General features: G+C 72.5%; 18 protein-coding genes. 6 read left to right on the top strand and 12 right to left on the bottom strand.

Going from position 1 to position 22,715, the window contains the following annotated elements:
* Positions 1-113: 113 nt before the first annotated feature.
* Positions 114-1,454 (bottom strand): UDP-glucose/GDP-mannose dehydrogenase family protein, encoded by a 1,341-nt coding sequence (locus AB0G84_RS34500; RefSeq protein ID WP_361330045.1) that lies wholly within the window; start codon positions 1,452-1,454, stop codon positions 114-116.
* A gap of 207 nt (positions 1,455-1,661) precedes the next feature.
* On the opposite strand from AB0G84_RS34500, the gene AB0G84_RS34505 reads away from it, so the two are divergent.
* A complete protein-coding gene (locus tag AB0G84_RS34505) occupies positions 1,662-2,837 on the top strand; it encodes an acyl-CoA dehydrogenase family protein (RefSeq protein WP_361330048.1) in 1,176 nt (391 codons plus the stop codon).
* Positions 2,838-2,924: 87 nt separating this feature from the next.
* On the opposite strand, the gene AB0G84_RS34510 is transcribed toward AB0G84_RS34505, so the two are convergent.
* A complete protein-coding gene (locus tag AB0G84_RS34510) occupies positions 2,925-4,217 on the bottom strand; it encodes an LCP family protein (RefSeq protein ID WP_361330051.1) in 1,293 nt (430 codons plus the stop codon).
* A 308-nt stretch (positions 4,218-4,525) separates the two neighbouring features.
* Between AB0G84_RS34510 and AB0G84_RS34515 the strand changes: the two genes are divergently transcribed.
* Positions 4,526-5,080, top strand: a complete 555-nt coding sequence (locus AB0G84_RS34515) for an acyl-CoA thioesterase (protein WP_361330054.1) — start codon at positions 4,526-4,528, stop codon at positions 5,078-5,080.
* Here the strand turns inward: AB0G84_RS34515 and AB0G84_RS34520 are convergent.
* The 3 genes from AB0G84_RS34520 to AB0G84_RS34530 are packed head-to-tail and all read right to left on the bottom strand — an operon-like array spanning position 5,031 to position 7,619.
* Entirely contained in the window at positions 5,031-5,666 is a 636-nt protein-coding gene (locus AB0G84_RS34520; protein ID WP_361330057.1) for a VanZ family protein, read from the bottom strand. The two genes, AB0G84_RS34515 and AB0G84_RS34520, sit on opposite strands and share 50 nt — an antisense overlap.
* The gene (locus AB0G84_RS34525; RefSeq protein ID WP_361330060.1) at positions 5,651-6,109 is read right to left on the bottom strand and encodes a hypothetical protein; all 459 of its coding nucleotides are present in this window, start codon (positions 6,107-6,109) and stop codon (positions 5,651-5,653) included. The genes AB0G84_RS34520 and AB0G84_RS34525 overlap by 16 nt, the downstream gene beginning before the upstream one ends.
* Positions 6,110-6,137: 28 nt before the next feature.
* Entirely contained in the window at positions 6,138-7,619 is a 1,482-nt protein-coding gene (locus tag AB0G84_RS34530) for an LCP family protein (protein WP_361330063.1), read from the bottom strand.
* 272 nt (positions 7,620-7,891) lie between these two features.
* Here AB0G84_RS34530 and AB0G84_RS34535 point away from each other — a divergent pair, with 272 nt between their 5' ends.
* The gene (locus tag AB0G84_RS34535) at positions 7,892-8,923 is read left to right on the top strand and encodes a glycosyltransferase family 2 protein (RefSeq protein WP_361330066.1); all 1,032 of its coding nucleotides are present in this window, start codon (positions 7,892-7,894) and stop codon (positions 8,921-8,923) included.
* A gap of 37 nt (positions 8,924-8,960) precedes the next feature.
* On the opposite strand, the gene AB0G84_RS34540 is transcribed toward AB0G84_RS34535, so the two are convergent.
* The 5 genes from AB0G84_RS34540 to AB0G84_RS34560 form a co-directional block, all read right to left on the bottom strand.
* Positions 8,961-9,665 (bottom strand): alpha/beta fold hydrolase, encoded by a 705-nt coding sequence (locus AB0G84_RS34540; protein WP_361330069.1) that lies wholly within the window; start codon positions 9,663-9,665, stop codon positions 8,961-8,963.
* Between the two features lie 80 nt (positions 9,666-9,745).
* The gene (locus AB0G84_RS34545) at positions 9,746-11,449 is read right to left on the bottom strand and encodes an LCP family protein (protein ID WP_361330072.1); all 1,704 of its coding nucleotides are present in this window, start codon (positions 11,447-11,449) and stop codon (positions 9,746-9,748) included.
* Between the two features lie 71 nt (positions 11,450-11,520).
* Positions 11,521-13,299 (bottom strand): LCP family protein, encoded by a 1,779-nt coding sequence (locus AB0G84_RS34550; RefSeq protein WP_361330075.1) that lies wholly within the window; start codon positions 13,297-13,299, stop codon positions 11,521-11,523.
* 244 nt (positions 13,300-13,543) lie between these two features.
* Positions 13,544-14,752, bottom strand: a complete 1,209-nt coding sequence (locus AB0G84_RS34555; protein WP_361330078.1) for an LCP family protein — start codon at positions 14,750-14,752, stop codon at positions 13,544-13,546.
* A gap of 170 nt (positions 14,753-14,922) precedes the next feature.
* Positions 14,923-15,687 carry a TIGR03089 family protein gene (locus AB0G84_RS34560; RefSeq protein WP_361330081.1) on the bottom strand — a complete coding sequence of 255 codons (765 nt, stop codon included), beginning with the start codon at positions 15,685-15,687 and terminating at the stop codon, positions 14,923-14,925.
* 129 nt (positions 15,688-15,816) lie between these two features.
* On the opposite strand from AB0G84_RS34560, the gene AB0G84_RS34565 reads away from it, so the two are divergent.
* The 3 genes from AB0G84_RS34565 to AB0G84_RS34575 all read left to right on the top strand — a co-directional run bounded on the left by AB0G84_RS34565 (position 15,817) and on the right by AB0G84_RS34575 (position 20,134).
* Positions 15,817-17,148: a peptidoglycan recognition protein gene (locus tag AB0G84_RS34565; RefSeq protein ID WP_361330084.1), complete on the top strand. Its 1,332-nt coding sequence runs from the start codon at positions 15,817-15,819 to the stop codon at positions 17,146-17,148.
* A gap of 443 nt (positions 17,149-17,591) precedes the next feature.
* The gene (locus AB0G84_RS34570; RefSeq protein ID WP_361330087.1) at positions 17,592-18,674 is read left to right on the top strand and encodes an NDP-sugar synthase; all 1,083 of its coding nucleotides are present in this window, start codon (positions 17,592-17,594) and stop codon (positions 18,672-18,674) included.
* A gap of 554 nt (positions 18,675-19,228) precedes the next feature.
* Entirely contained in the window at positions 19,229-20,134 is a 906-nt protein-coding gene (locus tag AB0G84_RS34575) for a DNA-3-methyladenine glycosylase 2 family protein (RefSeq protein WP_361330090.1), read from the top strand.
* Positions 20,135-20,319: 185 nt separating this feature from the next.
* Here the strand turns inward: AB0G84_RS34575 and AB0G84_RS34580 are convergent, their stop codons facing one another.
* Both AB0G84_RS34580 and cofD read right to left on the bottom strand, forming a co-directional pair.
* Positions 20,320-21,699: a coenzyme F420-0:L-glutamate ligase gene (locus tag AB0G84_RS34580; RefSeq protein WP_361330093.1), complete on the bottom strand. Its 1,380-nt coding sequence runs from the start codon at positions 21,697-21,699 to the stop codon at positions 20,320-20,322.
* Positions 21,700-21,742: 43 nt separating this feature from the next.
* Positions 21,743-22,699, bottom strand: a complete 957-nt coding sequence (gene cofD / locus AB0G84_RS34585; protein WP_361330096.1) for a 2-phospho-L-lactate transferase — start codon at positions 22,697-22,699, stop codon at positions 21,743-21,745.
* Between the last annotated feature and the right edge of the window lie 16 nt (positions 22,700-22,715).

Genomic DNA, 22,715 nt, shown 5'->3' on the forward strand with positions numbered 1-22,715 from the left:
GACAATGCACGGGCCGCCGGCCCACCGGCGAACAACCCCCACGGCGGGACAGCCGAAGGCGTACGGGCCCGCCGGCCGCCCAGGCCACGGCGGGACAGTCGACAACGTGGGAATCAAGCCCGAGGGCGTCCCAACGCCCGATACGTCCAGCCGGCCTTGCGCCACAGCTGCGGGTCCAGGGCGTTGCGGCCGTCGAGGATGCGGCGTTCGGCGACCGCCTCGGCCAGCTCCGCCGGGTCCAGCTCGCGGAACTCGCGCCACTCCGTCAGGTGCAGCACCACATCCGCGCCGCGCACCGCCTCCAGCGCGCTCTCGGCGTAGCCCAGCGTGGGGAAGAGTCGGCGGGCGTTCTCCATGCCCTTGGGGTCGTAGACGGTGACCTGGCCGCCCTGGAGGTGGATCTGGCCGGCGACATTGAGCGCGGGGGAGTCGCGGACGTCGTCCGAGTCCGGCTTGAAGGTGGCGCCGAGGACGGCCACCCGCTTGCCGAGGAAGCCGCCGCCGACCGCGTCCCGGGCCAGCTCGACCATGTGGCCGCGGCGCCGCATGTTGATCGAGTCGATCTCGCGGAGGAAGGTCAGTGCCTGGTCGGCGCCCAGTTCGCCGGCGCGTGCCATGAAGGCGCGCAGGTCCTTGGGCAGGCAGCCGCCGCCGAAGCCGATGCCGGCGCGGAGGAACTTGCTGCCGATCCGCTCGTCGTGGCCGATCGCCTCGGCGAGCTTGGCCACATCGCCGTCGGCGGCCTCGCACACCTCCGCCATGGCGTTGATGAAGGAGATCTTGGTGGCCAGGAAGGAGTTGGCGGAGGTCTTCACCAGCTCGGCCGTCGGGTAGTCCATGACGATGAACGGCGAGCCCTCGGCGATCGGAGTGGCGTACACCTCGCGCAGCAGGTCCTCGGCGCGGGCGCCGGCCACACCGGCGACGATCCGGTCCGGGTGCAGGGTGTCCTCGACGGCGAAGCCCTCGCGCAGGAACTCGGGGTTCCAGGCCAGCTCGGCGTCGGCGCCCGCGGGGGCCGCGGCGGCGAGCCGGGCAGCGAGCCGGGCCGCGCTGCCCACCGGCACCGTCGACTTGCCGACCACCAGCGTGGGGCGGGTCAGGTGCGGCGCCAGCGCGTCGAAGGCGCTGTCCACGTAGCTCATGTCACAGGCGTACTCGCCGTGCTTCTGCGGGGTGTTCACGCAGACGAAGTGGACGTCGCCGAACGCCCCGGCCTCCTCGTAGGAGGTGGTGAAGCGCAGCCGGCCGCTGGAGCCCTCGATCCCGGCGACGTGGCGGCGCAGCAGGTCCTCCAGCCCCGGCTCGTACATCGGGACCTCGCCGCGCTGGAGCATCTCGATCTTCTCAGGCACCACGTCCAGCCCCAGCACCTCAAAGCCCAGCTCGGCCATGGCCGCGGCGTGGGTGGCGCCGAGGTAACCGGTGCCGATCACGGTGATCTTGAGGGGCATGGATGCTCCAGACGCAGAGGGGGAAACGGCGCGGACCGAGCATAGTCGCGCCGGGAACGGCGCCCCCCGGTCGAGCCCCGGGGGTCTGGGTAACTGTCGGCAACCTCACGTATCCGCAGGGCGGGTCCGACGCCTAGAATCCGGTGGAAAGAATGGTTACTTAACGGTAGTTAGCACTGCCGGGAGCTCACAGGGGAGTGAGAGTTAGTGGCGGGAACCGCTGATTTCGATCTGTACCGACTGTCGGAGGAGCACGACATGCTCCGTGAGTCGGTGCGCTCGCTCGCCGAAGCGAAGATCGCGCCGTTCGCCGCCGAGGTGGACGAGGAGGGGCGCTTCCCGCAGGAGGCGCGCGACGCGCTGACCCTCAACGACCTGCACGCCGTGCACGTCCCCGAGGCGTACGGCGGCGCCGGTGCCGATGCGCTGGCCACCGTCATCGTCATCGAAGAGGTCGCCCGGGTGTGCGCCTCCTCCTCCCTGATCCCGGCGGTGAACAAGCTCGGCTCGCTGCCGGTGATCCTCTCCGCCTCGGAGGAGCTGAAGGCGAAGTACCTGGGCCCGCTCGCCAAGGGCGACGCGATGTTTTCGTACTGCCTGAGCGAGCCGGACGCCGGTTCGGACGCGGCGGGCATGAAGACCCGGGCCGTGCGCGACGGTGACCACTACATCCTCAACGGCGTCAAGCGGTGGATCACCAACGCCGGCGTCAGCGAGTACTACACGGTGATGGCCGTCACCGACCCGGAGAAGCGCTCCAAGGGCATCTCGGCCTTCGTCGTCGAGAAGGGCGACGAGGGCGTCTCCTTCGGCGCCCCGGAGAAGAAGCTCGGCATCAAGGGCTCCCCGACCCGTGAGGTCTACCTCGACAACGTGCGGATCCCCGCCGACCGCATGATCGGCGCCGAGGGCACCGGCTTCGCCACCGCCATGAAGACCCTGGACCACACCCGCATCACGATCGCCGCCCAGGCGCTGGGCATCGCCCAGGGCGCCCTCGACTACGCCAAGGGCTACGTCCAGGAGCGCAAGCAGTTCGGCAAGCCGATCGGCGACTTCCAAGGCGTCCAGTTCATGCTCGCCGACATGGCCATGAAGCTGGAGGCGGCCCGCCAGCTGACCTACGCAGCGGCGGCCCGCTCCGAGCGGATATCGGCCGGCGGCAAGGACGAGGACCTGACGTTCTTCGGCGCCGCGGCCAAGTGCTACGCCTCCGACGCCGCCATGGAGATCACCACCGACGCCGTCCAGCTGCTCGGCGGCTACGGCTACACCCGTGACTACCCGCTGGAGCGGATGATGCGGGACGCCAAGATCACCCAGATCTACGAGGGCACCAACCAGGTCCAGCGGATCGTGATGGCGCGCAACCTGCCGCAGTAACGGGCACAGCGGGGGCATGCGCTCCCGCACAGGCACGGGGAAGGGGCCCGGATCGCCAGGCGATCCGGGCCCCTTCCGCGGTTTCGGTCAGTTGCCGCGGACCGTGACCTTCTCGTCGTTGTTCAGCTGCTGGACCAGCTGCTGCACCTTGGCCTTGTCCCAGACCAGGTTGCCGCCGGTGGAGCCGGAGACCGGCATGTTCATGGAGGTGCCGTCACCGCTGGTGACGCCCTTCATCGCGAAGAACATCTCGCCCAGGTCCCACAGGCTCATGTCCTTGTCGACGATGAGGGTGTCCAGGCCGGCGCCCATCACCGGGTAGAGCTTGAACGGGTTGAGGACCGTGCTGGGGGTGGCGGTCTGGCTGGCCAGCGAGGACAGGAACTTCTGCTGGTTCTTCGTGCGGTCCAGGTCACTGCCGGCGAAGGCGTGCCGGGTCCGGACGAAGGCCAGGGCCTGCTGGCCGTTGAGGGTCTGCTTGCCCGCCGGGAAGTCGGCGCCCGACCACTTGTCCTTGAACGCCTTGGGGATGTCCATCTCGACACCGCCGATGGCGTCGACGATGTTGGCGAAGCCGGCGAAGCCGATCTCGACGTAGTGGTCGATGTGCAGGTGGGTGTTGGACTCGACGGTGCGCACCAGCAGCTCCGGGCCGTCCTCGGCGTAGGCCGCGTTCAGCTTGGTGTGCCGGCCGGTGCCCGGGTACTTCTTGCCGGAGTCCGAGCCGACGAAGGTGGGTATCTCCACGTCCGAGTCACGGGGCAGCGAGATCAGCGTGGGGCCGTTGCTGCCGTCGTGCAGGATCATCATGGAGTCGGTGCGCTTGCCCTCGGCGGAGCCGGTGTGCAGCTTCTTCTTCTGCTCGGCGGTCATGCCCGCGCGGCTGTCCGAACCGACGATCAGGTAGTTGGTGCCGTCACCGGTCTCCGGCCGGTCGATGACCTTGCTCAGGTCGACCTCGCGGCGGAGCTTGCCGTCGGCCCAGAAGTAGGTGGCCACCGACGCGACGACCAGCACCGTGACCAGGGTGAGGGCGGTCCACTTGATGCGCCGGCCCCAGCGCGGGCGCGGCCGGCCGCCGTAGCCGTCGCGGTAGCCGTCGCCGTGGCTGCCGCCCCGGCCGCCGCCGTAGACCTGGCCGGTGTTGTAACCGTCGTCATAGCCGTCGTCGTAGCCCTGGGACTGCTGCGGCGGCACGCTTCCGCCCGGGCGCGGGGACATCGACGGCGGCAGCGGGGGCTCCTGCCGCTGATAGCCGGGGCCCGCGTCGCGCCGCACCTGCCGCATCGCGCGCACACCCTCCGGCTCGGTGTTGCCGCTGCCGCGTCCGTACCGGTTGCCGTTCTGGTCGCCGGACCACCCGTTGGGCCACTCATTCATACCGGGCAGTGTGCACGCCGCGAGGGGCCGTTCCATAGGGCGGGTGCAGGATCGGGCCGGGGCTGTTGCAGAGCTGATGCAAAGCGACGGAGGCCTTCCCGCCCATATCTGAAGGGGCCGTGACCATTCCGGCGGGCCCATCGGAAGCCTTCATTCCGGATGGTTTCCGGCGCGATCCGGGAGAGATGTCTCACGCACCACCGAGACCTCACTCACACCCGCCGCGAGACCTGGCTCACGCCCCGTGGGAGACCCGTGTCACAGACCGTGCGCGCGGGGGCCCCGGGGCCGCCGCTTACGCTGGCTGCATGACCGAACTCGTCACCAGCGACCCCGACGGTGCGCTCACCGGCAAGCCGACCTCCGCCTCCCGCATCACCCTCAGCCACATCATGACCGCGGGCGACACCAACCTCCTGGGGACCGTGCACGGTGGCGTGATCATGAAACTGGTCGATGACGCGGCGGGCGCCGTGGCCGGCCGCCACTCCGGCGGGCCCGCGGTCACCGCCTCCATGGACGAGATGGCCTTCCTGGAGCCGGTCCGGATCGGCGACCTGGTCCATGTCCGCGCCCAGGTCAACTGGACCGGCCGCTCCTCGATGGAGGTCGGCGTACGGGTCCTCGCCGAGCGCTGGAACGAGTCCACCCCGGCCCAGCAGGTCGGCTCCGCCTACCTCGTCTTCGCCGCCGTCGACGAACAGGGCAAGCCGCGCAGGGTGCCGCCGGTGGCCCCCGAGACCGAGCGCGACAAGCGCCGCTACCAGGAGGCGCAGATCCGCCGGACGCACCGGCTCGCCCGACGCCGCGCGATCATGGAGCTGCGCGAACGGCGCGCCGCGGAAGGCCTCGACGACGCATAGCGGCCACCGTCAGCTGCCCGACCAGCGCCAGCCCCGAACCGATCACGGTGCCGGCCGCCGCGCACAGCACATCGTCGATGTCCGCGATCCGGCCCGCCCGCATCAGCAGCTGCGCGGTCTCGATCACCAGGCACAGCCCCACCCCCAGCAGGAACGCCCCGGCCAGGGGCACCCGCGGCGCGGCGAACCGCAGCAGCAGCGGCGCCGGCACGAACAGCGCGGCATTGGCGGTCTGCCGCCGTACCAGCATCGCCAGCTCCCCGGGCTCCAACTGGGCGCCCAGGTCGAACAGCCCCTCACCGGGACGCCACCACACCGTGGCGTCCCCGGAGCCGATCGGCTGCGACGGCGCCAGCGTCGCCACCAGGAGCACCAGCAGCCAGCCGGCCAGCAGCGCCCGGGCCGTACGGCGCGGCGCGCCACCCGTGGGGTCGAGTGCGGCCCACAGGGCGAAGGCCAGGGCCACGGCCAGCGCCGCGAGCAGGAAGAGCGTCACGGTGGTGGGCGTGATGCCCAGCACGATCTGCCACACGATGTGCACCTTTCCGTCGACGCCCGGCGCTCCGGGCGTCAGCCGCAGCTCCATTTGGTGACGTAGACCGTCTGCCGGTGCTCCATCACGCCCCGGATGCACTCCTCCGGGAGCATCTCCACCCGGCCGCTCAGCCCGACCGCCCCGTCCTGCGTCCGCCGGGTGCCGAACCATCCGGGGAACGCGGTGATCCGGGTGTTCTTGCGCTGGTAGCCGAGGCGGACGCTGATCTCGTCGAGGTCCGTCTGCGCCCCGTGCCGCCGGTAGCTGGCGGTGTAGATCCCGTCGGACCCCACCGGGCCGCGCAGACACAGCTGGCCGCGCACCAGGTCCCCGCAGCCGGTCGGTGCGGAGGGAGCCGGCGGCGCCGCGGCGACGGTGGCCGCGACCAGGCACAGCGCCGCCGCACCCACCGCGACCCGGCGCATCCGGCGGCCGTCGTCCGGCCGGTGGGTGGGCGGCCCGGGCAGGGTGCGCCGCGGCGCGGGGACGCTCATGCCGGCACCTCGCCGCGCTCGGCTCCGCTCACGGGCACACCGCCTCGTCGCCGGTGATCGCCGCGATCCCGCCCGGCTTCTGGTCCGGCTCCTCGGCCCGCACCCGGTGGACCGCCGGACGGTCCCGGCCGACGGTCACCCGCATCACCGGCCCCTGCCCGGCCACCGGCCGCAGCTGCACACCCGGTAGCGCGGCGGCCAGCGAGCGGGCCGAACGGTCCCAGCGCGGGTCGTAGGCGAGCACCGTACGGGGCGCGGATCTCAGGGCGGAGGGGGCGGAGGGGGCGGCGGCGCTGGGAGCGCCGACCGTAGCGAACCCGGTGGCGTGCAGCTCCTCGGCCACCTTCGCGGCCTGCACCGCCCGGTCACCGCCGTGGTCGACCCGCACCTGGATCCGGCCCGGCGGCACGTCCACCACCGTGGCGCGCGCCTGGGCCGGGCCGTGGTGCGCCGCGATCGGCCGGTCCTCACGGATCGCCCGGAACAGCGCGGGCGCCGCCACCGGGTCCCACCGCACCGTCGAGCCGACACCCGGCACCGGCTGGGCCAGGCTGGCCAGCGGCACCGAGGTGAACTCCGAGGACGACGGGGAAAAGCCGCGCATCGCCTGCCCCAGATCGGCCAGGTCGGCGGCCCCGAAGCCGGAGTCGGCGCGGACCGACCCCAGCATCGCGTCCGCGACGCCCTTGAAGCGGACCGGGTTCATCAGCACTCCGGAGGAGGTGATCCGGTGGATGAGGGCGGCCAGGAAGCGCTGCTGGCGCTGCATCCGGCCGAGGTCGGCGGAGCCGTCGACGTGCCGCGAGCGCACGTACTGCAGCGCCTGCCCGCCGTTCAGTCGCGAGGTGCCCACCGGCAGGTCCAGGCCCGTGTAGCTGTCGTGCAGCGGGCGCACGGTGCAGATCTCCACACCGCCGACCGCGTCCACTCCGCGCATGAAGCTGGTGAAGTCGACCTCCAGATAGTGGTCGATGTGTACGCCCGTCATGTGCTCGACGGTCCGCACGGTCAGATTGGGCCCGCCCTCCGCGTACGCCGCGTTCAGCTTGATGGCGTGCTGGGGGCGCTGCCGGCCGGTGGCGGCGTCGGTGTGCGCGGGCACCTCGGCGTAGGAGTCGCGCGGCAGGCTGATCACGCTGGCCCGGTCCCGGTCCGCGGACAGGTGCACCAGCATCAGGGTGTCCGTGCAGTGACACGGCTCACCGCCCAGGTGGTACCGGCGCTTCTCCTGTGCGGTGAGTTTGTCCCGCCCGTCCGTGCCCACGACCAGGAAGTTCAGCCCGTCGCCGCCCCCGGGCCGGTTGCTCATCCCCTGGAAGGGGTCCACCCGCCCGATGCCGGTCTCCACCCCGGTGACCATGGCGTGCCCGACGCCGCTCGCGGCCAGTAGCAGCACCGACGCGACGGCGCCGATCCGCAGCCCCCACCGTGGGCCCGAGGGCACCCGGCGCGGCTCTCGCCGGGCGGCCGGGCGCCGGGCCCGGCGCGGGAAGCGGAACGGCGCGGTCACGGGGGACACCTCCGCGGCGGGCCGGACGGGAGCGAGATCCGGCGGAGCGGTCGGGAAGGGGCGTGAAGGGATATAAGGGTGAAACCGGCTAGGTCACCGTAGTCCCATACGATCTCCTGCAAAGCGCCACACGCCGGTCAGTGGCCGGTCGGCCACCCGGCTGCGTCCGAGGGCGCCCCCCATTCGCGGTAACGTGAGGCGCGATACTGCAGTCTCCCGGCGGGCGCTGCCGTCGCTGGCGGCTCCGCCACGGGCCGTACCCCCGAGGAACCATGCCGCAGCAGCAGCCCCCGGCCGTCTCCGTGATCATGCCGGTGCTCAACGAGGAACGTCACCTGCGCAATTCGGTCCGGCACATCCTGGAGCAGGAGTACGCCGGCGAGATGGAGGTGGTGATCGCCCTCGGACCGTCCACCGACCGCACCGACGAGATCGCCGCCGAGCTGGTGCGCGAGGACCCCCGGGTGCACACCGTGCCCAACCCCACCGGCCGCACCCCCGCCGCGCTCAACGCCGCGATCAAGGCCTCCCGGCACCCCGTCGTCGTCCGCGTCGACGGCCACGGCATGCTCTCGCCGAACTACATCGCCACCGCGGTGCGCCTCCTGGAGGAGACCGGCGCGGCGAACGTGGGCGGCATCATGCACGCCGAGGGCGAGAACGCCTGGGAGGACGCCGTGGCCGCCGCCATGACCTCCAAGATCGGTGTGGGCAACGCGGCCTTCCACACCGGCGGCCAGGCCGGCCCCGCCGAAACGGTTTACCTGGGCGTCTTCCGGCGCGAGGCCCTGGAACAGCAGGGCGGCTACAACGAGGAGTTCATCCGCGCCCAGGACTGGGAGCTGAACTTCCGCATCCGCGAGGCCGGCGGCGGGATCTGGTTCTCGCCCGAGCTGAAGGTCCAGTACCGTCCGCGCCCGAGCATCAAGGCGCTGGCCAAGCAGTACAAGGACTACGGCAAGTGGCGCCACGTCGTGGCCCGCTACCACGCCGGCTCGATCAACCTCCGCTACCTCGCCCCGCCGACCGCCGTCTGCGCCATCGCCGCGGGCCTGGTGGTCGGCGCGGCGGTCACCCCCTGGGGCCTGGTCATCCCCGCCGGCTACCTGGCGGCCATCACCGCGGGCTCCCTCCCCGCCGGCAAGGGCCTCTCCCTCGCGGCCCGCGCCCAGATTCCCCTCGCCCTGGCCACCATGCACATGTCCTGGGGCGTCGGCTTCCTCACCAGCCCCCGCTCCCTGGCGAAGCGGGTCATCGCCAGCCGCCGCCCGGCGGTCATGAGCCCGGCGGCGGAGGCGGAGTAGCCACCGGCCGCCGGCTTCAGCCCAGCGGCCGCCGGCCTCAGCCCACCGGCCCGGCCGCGTCGAGCAGGATCCCCGCCAGCTCGCGCGGCCGGGAGAACATCGGCCAGTGGCCGGTGTCCATCTCCACCAGCCGCCACCGCTCGCCCGCCAGCAGCGCGGCCACGTCCTCTCCCGGATCCGGGCCGTCCAGCAGGCACTTGACGTACGTCGCCGGAAGACCGTCGAGGGGACGGGTCAGCACGGCGGGCTCGGTCAGGGTGGCGCCCGGATGCGGCGTCGAGCCGCCCACGATCCGGGCGATCTGCGCGTCGTCGAGGCCCTGGCCGGCGTAGTCGTCCGCGCCCAGCGGCGCCCAGAAGCCGCCGCCCGCGGCGATCGAGGCCTCCACCCCCGCCCGTCCCTCCGGCCAACTGGAGACGAACGAGGCGCCCTCGGCCGGGACGACTGCGTCGACGAACACCACCCGGGCCAGCCGGTCCGCGGTCCGCGCCGCGGCCTGGCCGACCGGGATGCCCGCGTAGCTGTGCCCGACCAGCACCACGTCCCGTAGGTCGCGGCGCTCGACCGCCTCGACGATGTCCCGCACATGGGTCTGCTGCCTGGCCGGTACGCCCCGCCGCTCGGCGAGACCAGACAGCGTCAGCGGGTGGACGCCGTGGCCGGCGGCCCGCAGCTCCGGCACCACCTCGTCCCACGCCCACCCGCCGAGCCAGGCCCCCGCCACCAACACGAATTCCGTCATGCCGGCACCCTAGGCGAGGGGTATGACACGTCCCGTCCGGTGCGGCCGGGGCGGGGCCGGGCTGGGGCAGGGCCGTGGACTCAGAATGTGTACTGCGGATTGACCTTCATACAGGCCTTGGAGTCCTCGCCGTTGAGGGCGTCGGCGCTGTCCGGGGCCTTGTCCGCGGGCTTCCCCTCGTCCGGCTCCTTGGGGTAGGCGGTGCCGCTGCGCCAGTCGTTGCCGACGATCAGCCGCATCCCGGTGGCCGAACTGGACTCCCGGACGGCGCTCTTGGGCAGCCCGAGCACCTTGGCCACGGCCAGAGCGTCACCGCGCCGGGACGCGTCGTGGTACGTGAGCGTGGTGTCGGCCTGGCTGGTGAGCTGGGCGTCGGTGGCGGCTGCGGTGTAGCCGTTGTCCGCCAGCCGCTGCTGGACCACCGCGGCGCGGCCCGAGGCCGGACCGTTCACCGTGCTGCCGGTGCCGTTCTGGACGACAACCTTCAGCTCGCCCTTGGGCGTTGACGGCTTCGGGTCCGGCGTCGGCTTCTTCTTGCGGTCCTTGCCGTCGAGCGCGGTGTCATTGCGCAGCAGCGCGAACGTGGCGTCCGCGTCCCCGGGCTTGGGGACGACGTACTCCTCGCCGGGCCCGTACTGCCAGGGCATGGTGACCATCGTGATGCGCTTGGTCGGCACCCGGCTGAGGTCACCGCCCAGGTCGTAGAGCTTCTTGACGGTGTCCAGGCCGTCGTCGACGGTCAGCGCATCGGTCGCGGCCTCCGCCAGATCACGCAGCTGCGCGGGGTCGGTGAGCTTGGTGCCCTTCTTCAGCTGGCGGACCATCGAGTTCATGTACATGTGCTGGGCCTTGGCCCGGCCGATGTCGGTGTTGTCCTCGAAGCCGTAGCGGGTGCGCAGCCACTGCAGGGCCTGGACGCCCTTGACCGCATGGGTGCCCTTGGTGAGCTTCAGACCGCTGCCGTGGCCCTTGCTGTCGTGCGAATAGACGTTGTTGTCCACACAGACCGGGACGCCGCCGATGGCGTCGGCCATGGACACCACGCCGGAGAAGTCGACCATCATGAAGTGGTCGATGTAGACGCCGGTCAGCTCCTGCCAGGTGGCCAGGGTGCAGCCCGGACCGCCGTGCTGGAGCGACTGGTTGATCGCCGCGGTGGTCTGCCCGAACACCTCGTGGGTCTTGGGGTCGGTGCAGCGGGGGATCGTCACCCGGGTGTCCCGCGGGATGGAGATCACCGACATGTTGCTGCGGTCGGCGGAGACGTGCACCAGCATCTGGACGTCCGCCAGCGGCTTGCGGTCCGCGTCCTGCCGGGCACCGCCGAGCTCGATGTTCTTCTTGCTGTTCCGGCCGTCGGAGCCCAGCAGCAGGATGTTCAGCGGGCTCTGCCCGAAGGCGTTGGGGTCCGGCTTCTTCAGACCGCCGCCGCCCAGCGACCGCGGCGCCTTGCGGAGGTTGGCATTGAGGTGCTCGTAGTACCAGTAGCCGGCGCCGGCCGCGCCCACTATCAGGACGGTGAGCGTCAGGGCGGTCCAGCGCAGCACCTTGCGGCCCTTGCCGCCGTTGCCGCCGTTGCGCCGCCGAGGGCGGCCACCGTCGTGGTGGCCGCCCTCGCCGAGCTCGTCCGCCGCACCGGCGGACGCCGTTCCGCCCTCGGGCGGCGTCCAGCCGGGAGCGTCCGGCGGCAGCCCCTCGCCCTGGTGGAGACCGTCGTCCCCGGCCGGTTCCGGCCCCTCCGGCCGTCGCCGCGATCGGTCACCACGCACACTGCTCTGCCGCATTGGGCCCTCTCCCCGTTGTCAGTCCGGCGCTGCGCTCAGCGCAGCCGCCGGCGGCCCGGAATCCGCTCAGATCACTTCGCGCAGACGTTCTTGTCATCTGCATTGACGTTCTGCACCCCGTCCGGGGTTTCGGTGGGCGCCGAGATCGGCGAGCCCGGTGCCTTGAAGTCCTTCCCGAGGACCAGCTTCATCGGGACGCGGTCGCCCGCGTTCTGCGCGGACTTCTTCAGCGCGCTCTTGGGCAGACCCATCCAGTCGGCCAGTGCGGCGGCCTGGTCGGCCTGGTTGGGGGCGTATTCGAGGCGGGTGGCGGAGAGCTTCTGCGGGGCGTTGCCGGCGTTGGTGGACAGCTTGGCGCCCTTGGTGTTCTGCAGCCAGTCCACGGTCTCCTGCGCCGAGCCGATCGGCCCGCCGCCGTTGGTCACATCGACCCGCACCTGCTCCGGCGGGGCCTTCTTGACCGCGCTCTTCTTGCCCTTCCCCTTGCCCTTGGCCAGGGCGTGGTCGGCCCGCACCATCGCGAACAGCGGGTCGGCCTTGGCCTTGTCCAGGATGACGGTGGCCGGGTCGTTCGGGTTGTCCAGGACCGGCACCGTGGCAAAGGTGATCTTGTTGATGTCGACCCGCTTGAGGTCGGTCCCGAAGTCCAGCAGCTTCTTGGCGTCGCCGATACCGGTGTCGACGGTGAGCGCCTTGGTGGCCGCCTGGCTGACGTCGTAGAGCTTGCTCGGGCTGCTGAACGCGTCCGACTTCAGCTTCCGCAGCAGCGAGCTGAGGAACTGCTGCTGCATCTTGATCCGGTCCAGGTCGCTGCCGAACCCGATGGCGTGCCGGGTACGGACGAACGCCAGCGCCTGCTCGCCCTTCACGACGTGCCGGCCGGCCTTGAGGCGCAGGTGCGACTTGGGGTCGTTGAGGTCCTTGGCGGCGCACACCTCGACACCGTCCACCGCGGTGGACAGCTCCTTGACCGCGTTGAAGTCGGCCATCATGAAGTGGTTGATCTTCAGCCCGGTCAGCTTCTCCACGGTCCGCCAGGTGCACCCGGGGTCCCGGCCCTCCTGGCCCAGGCTGGTGTTGAAGCGCACCCCGTGCTCGCCGGGGATGGTCTTCTTCGACCCGTCCTTCTGCGCCGTCGGGCAGTTGGGGATGTCGGTGATCATGTCGCGCGGGATGCTCAGCGCGGTGGCGTTCGACCGGTCCTTGGAGATGTGCATCAGCAGCGTGGTGTCCGCGTGCCCGACGCTGCCCGCATCGCCGTAGCCCGAATTGCCCTTGCCGGAACGGGCGTCCGTCCCGATGATCAGGACGTTCACCGGCCCGTCGGAGACCGCGTCGTTCTCCACGCCGACATCGACCTTGGAGATGTTGCCGTTCAGCTGCTGGTAGACGTAGAACGCGCCACCGCAGCCGGCGACCAGGACGAAGCCCACCACACCGGCCGTCCAGTACAGCGCCTTCTTCTTGCCGGACTTCTTCGGCTTCTGCCTGCGGCGGCTGGCCGCGCCCGCCACCGACGGCGAGGCCGTCGCGGTACGGCTCCCGGCCGCCCGCCGCGCCGCCCGCCCGCCAGCCGGCCGCTCGTCCGCGCCGTCGGCACCGTCCTCGGCCCGGTCGCCGCGGCGACCGCGCTGAGCCGGCAGCGGACGGGTGTCGGTGTCGCCGCCCTCGCCGCCCGGCTTACGCGCGGCGCGTCTGGCGCTGCGCGCCGTGCGGTCGGAGGGCCGAGCGGGGGCTTGACCGGCAGGGTCAAGTCGCAGCTCGTAATTGCCGGTGTTCGGATCGAACACCCACTGATCGGCGGGGTCGACGTTGTTGTCGCCCGCCTGCCCACGGCCTTGCGCGTCCACGGTGCCTTGAGTCCTCCGTCGGTGCCACGCGGCGCCATCCCCTCAAGGCGCTCGGGTAGGTCGATCGTGCAGTGCATGGTCATTGGTGCAGGGTCATCGGTCAGCCGTATGTGCGGACCGGACCGGACCGCTCACACTATCCGCCCAGTTCAGCGCCCCGCGACGCTCGTGACAAATTCCACTTCCCTACAACTGGGCATTCCGCCCAATCCATTCGGGTCGCCGGGCTTACTTTGCGGCATCTTTATTCGCAGATCCCGCGTTCCGCCGTCGTCCCGGGAAAGGTCGGGTCGGAACTCGGGGCCGGCGGAGGCGATCCTTCCGGTACGCCGGCCGGCGCCCCGGCCCCCGTCCGCACCGGATCCTCACCGATTTTCCGCGTGGGGTCCACCGTCACCGGAAGATCCCTGCGCAGCCGCCCGAAGAGCCGGTCCGCGTCCGGCTGCACCAGCTCATCGCGATTGGCGTCGTAACGGTACTCGCGGCGCGGCACGGTCAGGAACTGGACGCGGCCGGTGGGAATGCGGCGGGTGCTGCGGACCAATTCGTACAGGCCGCGCAGGGAAGCGAGCGCGTCATCCGTCGTCAGCGAACTCGTGGCGGCATCCAGCACCGGATACAGCCGGGTCGGATTGAGCAGGACACCATTGCTCTGCACTTTCTTCACCAGAGCACCAAGAAATCGCTGTTGCCGCTCCATGCGCTGGGTGTCGCTGCCGTTGCCGATCCCCTTCCGGGCCCGCACGAACCCCAGCGCCTGCTCCCCGTTCAGCACCTGCCGGCCCGCCGGCAGCCGCAGCTGCGCCTGGTCATCGCGGACAGCCTGCGGCAGACAGACCTCGACACCCTTCACCGCATCCACCATCTTCTTGAAGCCCGTGAAGTCAATGATCATGTAGTGGTCGATCCGGACACTCGTCATCTTCTCGACCGTACGGATCGAGCAGGCCGCCCCGCCGAAGGCGAACGCCCAGTTGAACTGGGCCATCTGCGGCTCGGTCTCCTGCCCGTCGGAACGCTGGCAGTGCGGCACCTCCACCATCAGGTCACGCGGAATGCTCACCGCGGTGGCGCTCTTCCGGTCCGCCGCCAGGTGCAGCAGGATCGCGGTGTCCGAACGCTGGCCACGACTGTGCCCGTACCGGCCGTTGTCCCCCGTACGGCTGTCGGAACCGATCAGCAGCAGGTTCTCGGCGTTCGGCGGGCCCGCGGGCGGCCGCTCGGACTCCCACTTGCGCAGCTCCCGCTCGGTGGCGCTGTCGGTGTGGATATTGCTGTTGAGCTTCGCGTACAGCGCCCAGCCGGCCCCGCCCCCCACCAGCACCACCCCCACGGCCCCCAGCGCACCCCAACGCCGCCGGCGCCGCCGCCGGGCCCGCGGGTCCGGCCCCGGCCCCCTGGCCGGGCGCTGCGCCCAGCCGGTGAACCTGGGGGGCTCGGGGCTATCGGTCACCTGTGCGTCCATCCCTCACGGAGTCGGCGGCGCGCCCGCACACGAGGCCCGGACGGAAACACAGACCGACGGACCCCGCGCAGGGTTGTACCCACTCACGAGCATGGACCGGAACGAGCGAAGGGGCCCGCCCTGGCCGCCTGCGCTCCGCCGGACGAGGGAGCCCGGGCTCAGGACCCCGCGGACGGCGCCCGGAAGGTGATCTTCTCGCTGCTCTCCCGGTCCGCCGCGCCCGCCGCGTCCAGTCGGTCCAGGTGGCGGCACAGCACCACCGACCCCCCGGTCGCCAGCGGCGCGTACAGCCCGTACGACAGCCCCTCCCAGGAGTCGTACCCCAGCCCCGACAGCACCCGCGGCACCGCCGGCATCCCGGCCGCCGCCGCATCGGCCCGCGCACGGTCCCCGATACCGGCACCGGACAGCTCCGCACCACCCACGACCAACGCCGGCGCACCCGGATCCACCGGGACGAACGGTGCGAAACGGTCGCCCTGGCCCGGCACCTCCACCGCATAGTCCGCGAACCCTTCCGGAGGCTGCGGAAAACGGCCGCCCAACGGGCGCAGCGCCAGCGCCACCCGCTCCCCGGAACACGCCCGCGCCGCATCGAGCCGGTCCGGCCCCGCGACGACCACATCAGCGGCGGCCGGATCGCCACCGACCTCCGCGACCACCCCCACCGAGGAACACGCCAGCAGCCACACGGCCGTCTGCCAGTGGGCGGGCAGCAACAGCGCGAGCCGGTCACCCGGCCCGGCCGCCAGATCGCCCTGGAGGTAGTTGGCGGTCTTGGCCACCCAATTGGCGAAGGTCGCGACGGACAGTTCCACGCGTTCACCAGTGGCGTCGTCGTAGAAGGTCACCAGCGGGCGGGCCGGGTCCGCGGCCAGCGCGGAACTCAGCAGGTCGGCAGGGGTGCGTTCGGTGGCGTTCATCGCGGCCAGGGTACGCGGGGCGGCGACTGACGGCGGCTCGGGCGCAGCCGGCCCGGAACACCGGATCGGCCGATGCCCCGTCAGATCACCGTTGGCGCGTTCCCCACGCCCGTGTTCACGATGCTGTCCATGCGCCCCTTCCTCGCGAGCTGCCTCGGCGCGGCGTGCACCGCCGCCCTCGCCCTGCCCTTCGCGCCGGACGCTGCGGCCGGCCCCGCCGCCGCCCCACCGCCGGCCCCGGCGCGCACCGCGGACCTACCGGGCAGCACCCAGTCCCTGCCGGTCGCGGCCCCCGACGCCCCGCTCGCCACCCAACAGGACACCACCGGCGCGCCGGGCACCCTCGGCCTGCCGGCCCGCACCGTCCAGCCGTTCTCGCTGCTGGGAGTCGTCTGGGACGACGCCGACACCGCACTGCACGGCCGGGTCCAGGTCCGTACCCGCGCCACCGGCACCGGCCACTGGACCGACTGGCAGGACGTCCAGGTCCACAACGACGACACCCCCGACCTCGCCGCCGCCGAACGCCGCAACAGTGCCGTCCGCGGCAGCACCGCGCCCCTCTGGGTCGGCAACTCCGACGCCGTCCAACTCCGCATCACCCCCGAGACCCGCCGCCGCGCACCGGTCACCCTCCCCGGCGGACTACGGCTGGAACTCGTCGACCCCGGCACCCCACCCGGCGACCGCGGCGTCCACGCCGACCCCCCGGCCCCACTCGCCGCGGCGGCCACCGAGGCCTCCGCCGCCAACGCCGACCTCGCCCCGCTCGGCGCCACCGAGATCCCCGCCCTCGACCGGGCCGCCTCCCCAACCGACGCCGCCGAGGCGGGCGGCGCGGCGGCCGGGCCGAGCCACCGGGGACCCCGCCCGCGGATCGTCACCCGGGCCGGCTGGGGCGCCGACGAGAAACTGCGGGAGAAGTCCTTCATCTACACCAAGACCGTGCGCGCCGCGTTCGTCCACCACAGCGGATCGGGCAACAACTACTCCTGCGCACAGGCCCCTTCACTGATCCGCGCCATGTACCGCTTCCACGTCAGGAGCAACCACTGGCGGGACATCGGCTACAACTTCCTCATCGACAAGTGCGGAACGGTCTACGAGGGCCGCGCCGGCGGAGTCGCCAAGCCGGTCATGGGCGCCCACACCCTCGGCTTCAACAACGACAGCACCGGGATCGCCGTCCTGGGCACCTTCACCGACACCGAGCCGCCCAAGCCCGCCCTGAACGCGATCTCCCGCCTGACGGCCTGGAAGCTCGGACTCTCCGGCCTCGACCCGCGCGGCACCGTCGCGCTGCTCTCCGGCGGCAGCAACCGCTACGCCAAGGGCATCAAGGTCAAGATGCACGCTGTCTCCGGCCACCGGGACGGCTTCCTCACCGACTGCCCCGGCACCCACCTCTACAACAAGCTCCCGGCGACCCGCCTCGCGGCTGCCCGCCTGCAGGGCCGTTAGCAGGGCCGCTAGCAGGGCCGTCTGCAGGGCCGTTGGGCGGCGGGACGCGGGCGGCCGGATCCCCGGGCGACTGGGGCGTGCGCGAACGGGGCGCCGGTGGTCGGAACGCTCGCGACCGGGCGCGGGAGTGGGGGTGGGTGTGGGGTGGGCCTGCGTGCGTGCGTGCATGCGGGCGAGGGCGAGGGCGAGGGCGTGGGTCTGGCTGTGGCTGTGGCTGTGGTGTGGTGCGGCTGGGGGTGTTTGCGCGGGTCTGTCGTGGTGCAGGTTGCCAGGACCGATGAAGCGTTTCTGTGAACCTCAAGCGCGCTGTGAACCGTTCCTGCCCGGGGTGCATCTTAACGATCACGCCGTTGCGTCCCGTCCCGCCCGGGGCGAGCGGAAGACCCGTCTGCCTACACTGGTCCGCCGATCGGCCGACCCCAGCAGGAAGCAGAGAAGACAAGGTGACTGAAGCGATCCTCCTGGTCGGCGGCAAGGGCACCCGGCTGCGCCCGCTGACGGTGCACACGCCCAAGCCCATGGTCCCGGCGGCCGGTGTGCCGTTCCTGACCCACCAGCTGGCCCGCGCCCGGGCCGCCGGCGTCGAGCACATCGTTCTGGCCACCTCCTACCTCGCCGAGGTCTTCGAGCCGTACTTCGGCGACGGATCGGCGCTCGGGCTCCACCTGGAGTACGTCACCGAACAGGAGCCGCTGGGTACCGGCGGCGCCATCCGCAACGTCGCCGAGCGACTGCACTCCGCCCCCGGCGACCCGGTGTTGATCTTCAACGGCGACATCCTCACCGGCCTGGACATCCCGGCCCTGGTCGAGACCCACCGCACCGCCGGCGCCGACGTCTCCCTGCACCTCACCCGGGTCGAGGACCCGCGGGCCTTCGGGCTGGTACCCACCGACGACACCGGCCGGGTCACCGCCTTCCTGGAGAAGCCGCAGACCCCCGAGGAGATCGTCACCGACCAGATCAACGCCGGCGCGTACGTCTTCAACCGCTCGGTCATCGACACCATCCCGGCCGGACGCCCGGTGTCCGTCGAGCGCGAGACCTTCCCCGGACTGCTCGCCGACGGCGCCCACCTCCAGGGCATGGTCGACTCCACCTACTGGCTCGACCTCGGCACCCCGCAGGCCTTCGTCCGCGGCTCCGCCGACCTGGTCCTGGGCCGTGCCCCGTCGCCGGCGGTGCCCGGCCGCCGCGGCGACCGCCTGGTCCTGGAGACCGCGAGGGTCGCCGAGGATGCCAAGCTGACCGGCGGCACCGTCGCCGGCCCGGGCACGGTCATCGGCCCCGGCGCACGGCTCGACGGCAGCGCCGTCCTCGAAGGCGCGGTCATCGAGGAGGGCGCCTGGATCAGGGACTCGCTGATCGGCGCCGGGGCGCGCATCGGCGCCCGTACGGTCCTGGACGGTGCGGTCGTCGGCGACGGCGCGCGGATCGGCGCGGACAACGAGCTGCGCGGCGGGATCCGCATCTGGTGCAACGCGGAGATCCCGGCCGGCTCGGTGCGCTTCTCCTCCGACCAGTAGGCCTTGTCCTACCGCTCCTACCGCTCCTACCGCTCCTGCTGCTCCTTCCCTGGTCCGGCCCTGGTCCGGGCTGTGTCCCACCCGCGTCCGCCCTGGTCCGGCCCTGGTCTGGGCCGTGTCCCACCCGCGTCCGCCCTGGTCCGGCCCTGGTCCGGGCTGTGTCCCACCCGCGTCCGCCCTGGTCCGGCCCTGGTCCGCCCCCTGGACCACTCTCCTCGGCTGTCCCCCTGGACCACCTCCCTCGGCTGTTCCGCCCTAGCCCGTGGGTCACTTCCCTGGCCCGTGGGTCCCTTCCCGGGCCGCGGGTTCCCTCCCCGGTCCGTGGCTCCCCTCTCCGGCTCGTGGGTCCCCACCCCAGCCCCGAGTCCCCACCCCAGCCCCGGTCCCCACCCCAGCCCCCGGGTCTCCTCCCCAGTCGCTCACCCTGGCCACCCGCGCCATCACAGACTGCAACAACACCAGGAACCAATCACTCTCCGTAATCGTTGCGGAGTGTAAGGGAGCAGCGCGCGAGGCCCCGGCACGGCCCGTCCCTGATCGCTTAACCTGGCCGCATGCCCGCCCGTACCTGGGTCCCGCCCGGCCCCTACGACCTGCACCGCACGCTGGGCGTACTGCAGCGCGGCCCCGGCGACCCGGCGTTCGCCGTGCGTGGCGGCGAGCTGTGGCGCGCCAGCCGCACCCCCGAGGGCCCGGGCACCCTGCGCCTCGCGGCCCGTGCGCCCGCCGGCCGGATCGAGGCCGAGGCCTGGGGGCCGGGCGCCGACTGGCTGCTGGCGCAACTGCCCGAGCTACTGGGGGATTCCGACGACCCCGAGCAGCTCACCGCCCGGCACCGCCTCGTCCACGAGGCGCGCCGCCGCCACCCCGGCGTCCGGCTCTCCCGCACCGGCCTGGTCCTGGAATCGCTGATCCCCTCGATCCTGGAGCAGAAGGTCACCAGCGACGAGGCCTACCGCGCCTGGCGACTGCTGCTGCAGCGGCACGGCGAGCCCGCGCCCGGCCCCTGGGACCGGCTGCGGGTGATGCCGGAGCCGCGCGGCTGGGCGCTGATCCCCTCCTGGGAGTGGCACCGCGCCGGGGTGGACTCCAAGCGCTCCTCGGCGATCCTGCACGCGGTGCGGGTGGCCCGGCGGATGGAGGAGGCAGCGGGGATGGACCTCGCCGCCGCCACCCGTCGGCTGACGGCGATACCGGGCATCGGCCCGTGGACCGCCGCCGAGACGCTCCAGCGCACCCTCGGCGCCCCCGATGCGATCACGGTCGGCGATCTCCACCTGCCGAAGATCATCGGCTATGCCCTCACGGGCCGCCGCGGCACCACCGACGAGGAGATGCTCGAACTCCTCGCGCCCTACGAGGGCCAGCGCCACCGCGCCGCCCGGCTGATCCTGCTGTCGGGCATCGCCCCACCCCGCCGGGCGCCCCGCTTCCCGGTCGGGGACATCGCCCGCCTGTGACCGGCGCCGGCCGGGCCCGACCCACGGACGCCCACAGACACCCAAGGACCACCCAAGGGCCACCCAAGGACATCCGCCGTGCAGGACGACGCCGGTCGCCCTCCTCACCCCGCCCCGACGCCGTCCACCCTGCTCAGCGCAGTCCGCCCTGCTCAGCCTCGGCGCAGTGAGGGGGTCCGCCCTGCTCAGCGCACCACGACGAAGTCCTCGGCCGCGCGCGGCGCCCGCTCCAGGGGCGGTTCGGCCGGTCGCCCGATGGCCACCGCCCCCATCGGCTCCCAGTCTCCGGGCAGCCCCAGTGCCTCCCGTACGACGTCCCGGCAGAACATCGTCGACGAGATCCAGGCGGAGCCGAGCCGTTCGCCCGCCAGCGCCACCAGGAAGTTCTGGATGCCCGCGCCGTGCGCGACGATGAACATCTCCCGTTCCGCCGCGCTGCGGCGCGCGTCGGGGTAGGTGTGCGCGCCGTCCGTCACCATGCACGGCACCGCCAGGTAGGGGGCCGCGCGCAGCACATCCCCGCGCCGGACCCGCTTGGCGATGGCCTCCTCCGTCCTGCCGTCGCCGCGCAGGTCCGCGACCCAGGCGTCCCGCATCGCGTCCAGCAGTCGGGTACGGGACTCCGGCGACTCCAGCAGGACGAACCGCCAGGGTGTGGTGTGGTGCGGTGCCGGGGCCGTGAGGGCCGCCGCCACCGCCCGCCGGACCGCCCCCGGGTCGACCGGGTCGTCGGCGAACGCGCGCACCGTACGTCGCTGCGTCACCGCCTCCCGTACGGCCTCCGACGTGCCCAGCCGGAACATGTCGTCCCCGGCGTCCCGCATCATCGCGCGCGCCCCGTCGCCGTCGCCCGCGGTCTCCATGACCTGCGGCAGCCCGCGCACCACGGCGACCGGCAGCCCGGCCGCCTTGCCCTTCACCAGGTCGCTGGCCGCGGCCAGTTCGTCCGCGGTGGCCACCACCGTGGCGGTGAGCGGATTGCCGTGGGCGTCGGTGCCGCCCCGCAGGTCGTCCAGCACCCGCACCCCGGCGGCGCCGATCGCGACGTCGGTCAGGCCCTTGCGCCACGGCCGCCCGGAGGTGTCGCTGATCACCACGCCGACATCGACGCCGAGCGCGTCGCGCAGGCCCGAACGGAGCGCGCGGGCCGAGGCATCCGGGTCCTCCGGCAACAACAGCACCGTGCCGGAAGGGGTGTTGGAGGCGTCGACCCCGGCCGCCGCCATCACCAGTCCCTGCCGGTTCTGGACGATCCGCAGCGGTCCGCGGCGCGCCACCAGCCGTACGGTCTCCCGGTCGATGGCCGCCTCCCGGTCGGCGGCCTCGATCACCCGGCCCTCGGCCTTGCTGACGATCTTGGAGGTCACCACCACCACGTCGCCGTCGACGAGGTGGGGCGATCCGTCGGCGGCGACCGCCGCGGCGATCAGCTTCGTGAGGTCGTCGCCGGGCCGCACCTCGGGCACCCCCGGCAGCGCCCACACCCGGAACCCGGGAGCCTCCTCGGCCCGGTACGCGGGTGCTTCCTCGGCCCGGTACGCGGGTACCTCCTCGGTGCCCGTCATGCCGCGACCCCGCAGGGCGTGCACCGGGCCGTGCGGTGTGCGCTCACGCCCGGACCTCCTCGGCCAGCGCCAGCGCCGCCCGGGCCATCGCGGCCGTGGCGTCCAGGTCCGTCATCATCAGCGGTACCGCCCGGCAGCGGATGCCGGCCGCCTCGACCTCGGTGACCGCGCCCTCGTCGACGGAGTCGACCAGCCAGCCGTCCAGCAGCCCAGCGCCGTAGTGCGTGGCGACCGCCGCGGCCGTGGCTTCGACGCCCACCGCGGCCAGCACCTTGTCGGCCATGCCGCGCACCGGTGCGCCGCCGACGATGGGGGAGAGGCCCACGACCGGCGCCCCGGCCTCGGCGATGGCCTCCCGGATCCCGGGGACGGCGAGGATGGTGCCGACGCTGACGACCGGGTTGGACGGCGGGAACAGGATGACATCGGCGTCCGCGACGGCGTCCAGCACGCCGGGCGCGGGCTTGGCCCGGTCGGCGCCGACCGGCACCACGGCCCGGGCGTCCACCGAGGCGCGCAGCCGCACCCAGTACTCCTGGAAGTGCACGGCCCGCTGCTCGCCGTTCTCCTCGATGGCGACGTGGGTCTCGACCCGGTCGTCGGTCATCGGGAGCAGCCGGACGCCCGGCTGCCAGCGGTCGCACAGCGCCTCGGTCACCGCGCTGAGCGGGTACCCGGCGCCGAGCATCTGGGTGCGGACGATGTGGGTGGCGAAGTCCCGGTCGCCCAGGCCGAACCACTCCGGGCCCACGCCGTAGGCCGCCAACTCCTCCTTCACGCGGAAGGATTCGTCGGCGCGGCCCCAGCCCTGCTCCTCGTTGATGCCGCCGCCGAGCGTGTACATCACGGTGTCGAGGTCGGGACACACCTTGAGCCCGAACAGATGGATGTCGTCCCCGGTGTTGCCGATGACGGTGATGTCCGCGTCCGGAGCCGCTGCCTTCAGTCCCCGCAGAAAGCGGGCGCCGCCGATACCGCCGGCCAGAACCACGATTCGCATAAGAGACAGTGTGTCA

The organism is Streptomyces sp. NPDC020742, assembly GCF_040641675.1.
GTDB lineage: Bacteria > Actinomycetota > Actinomycetes > Streptomycetales > Streptomycetaceae > Streptomyces.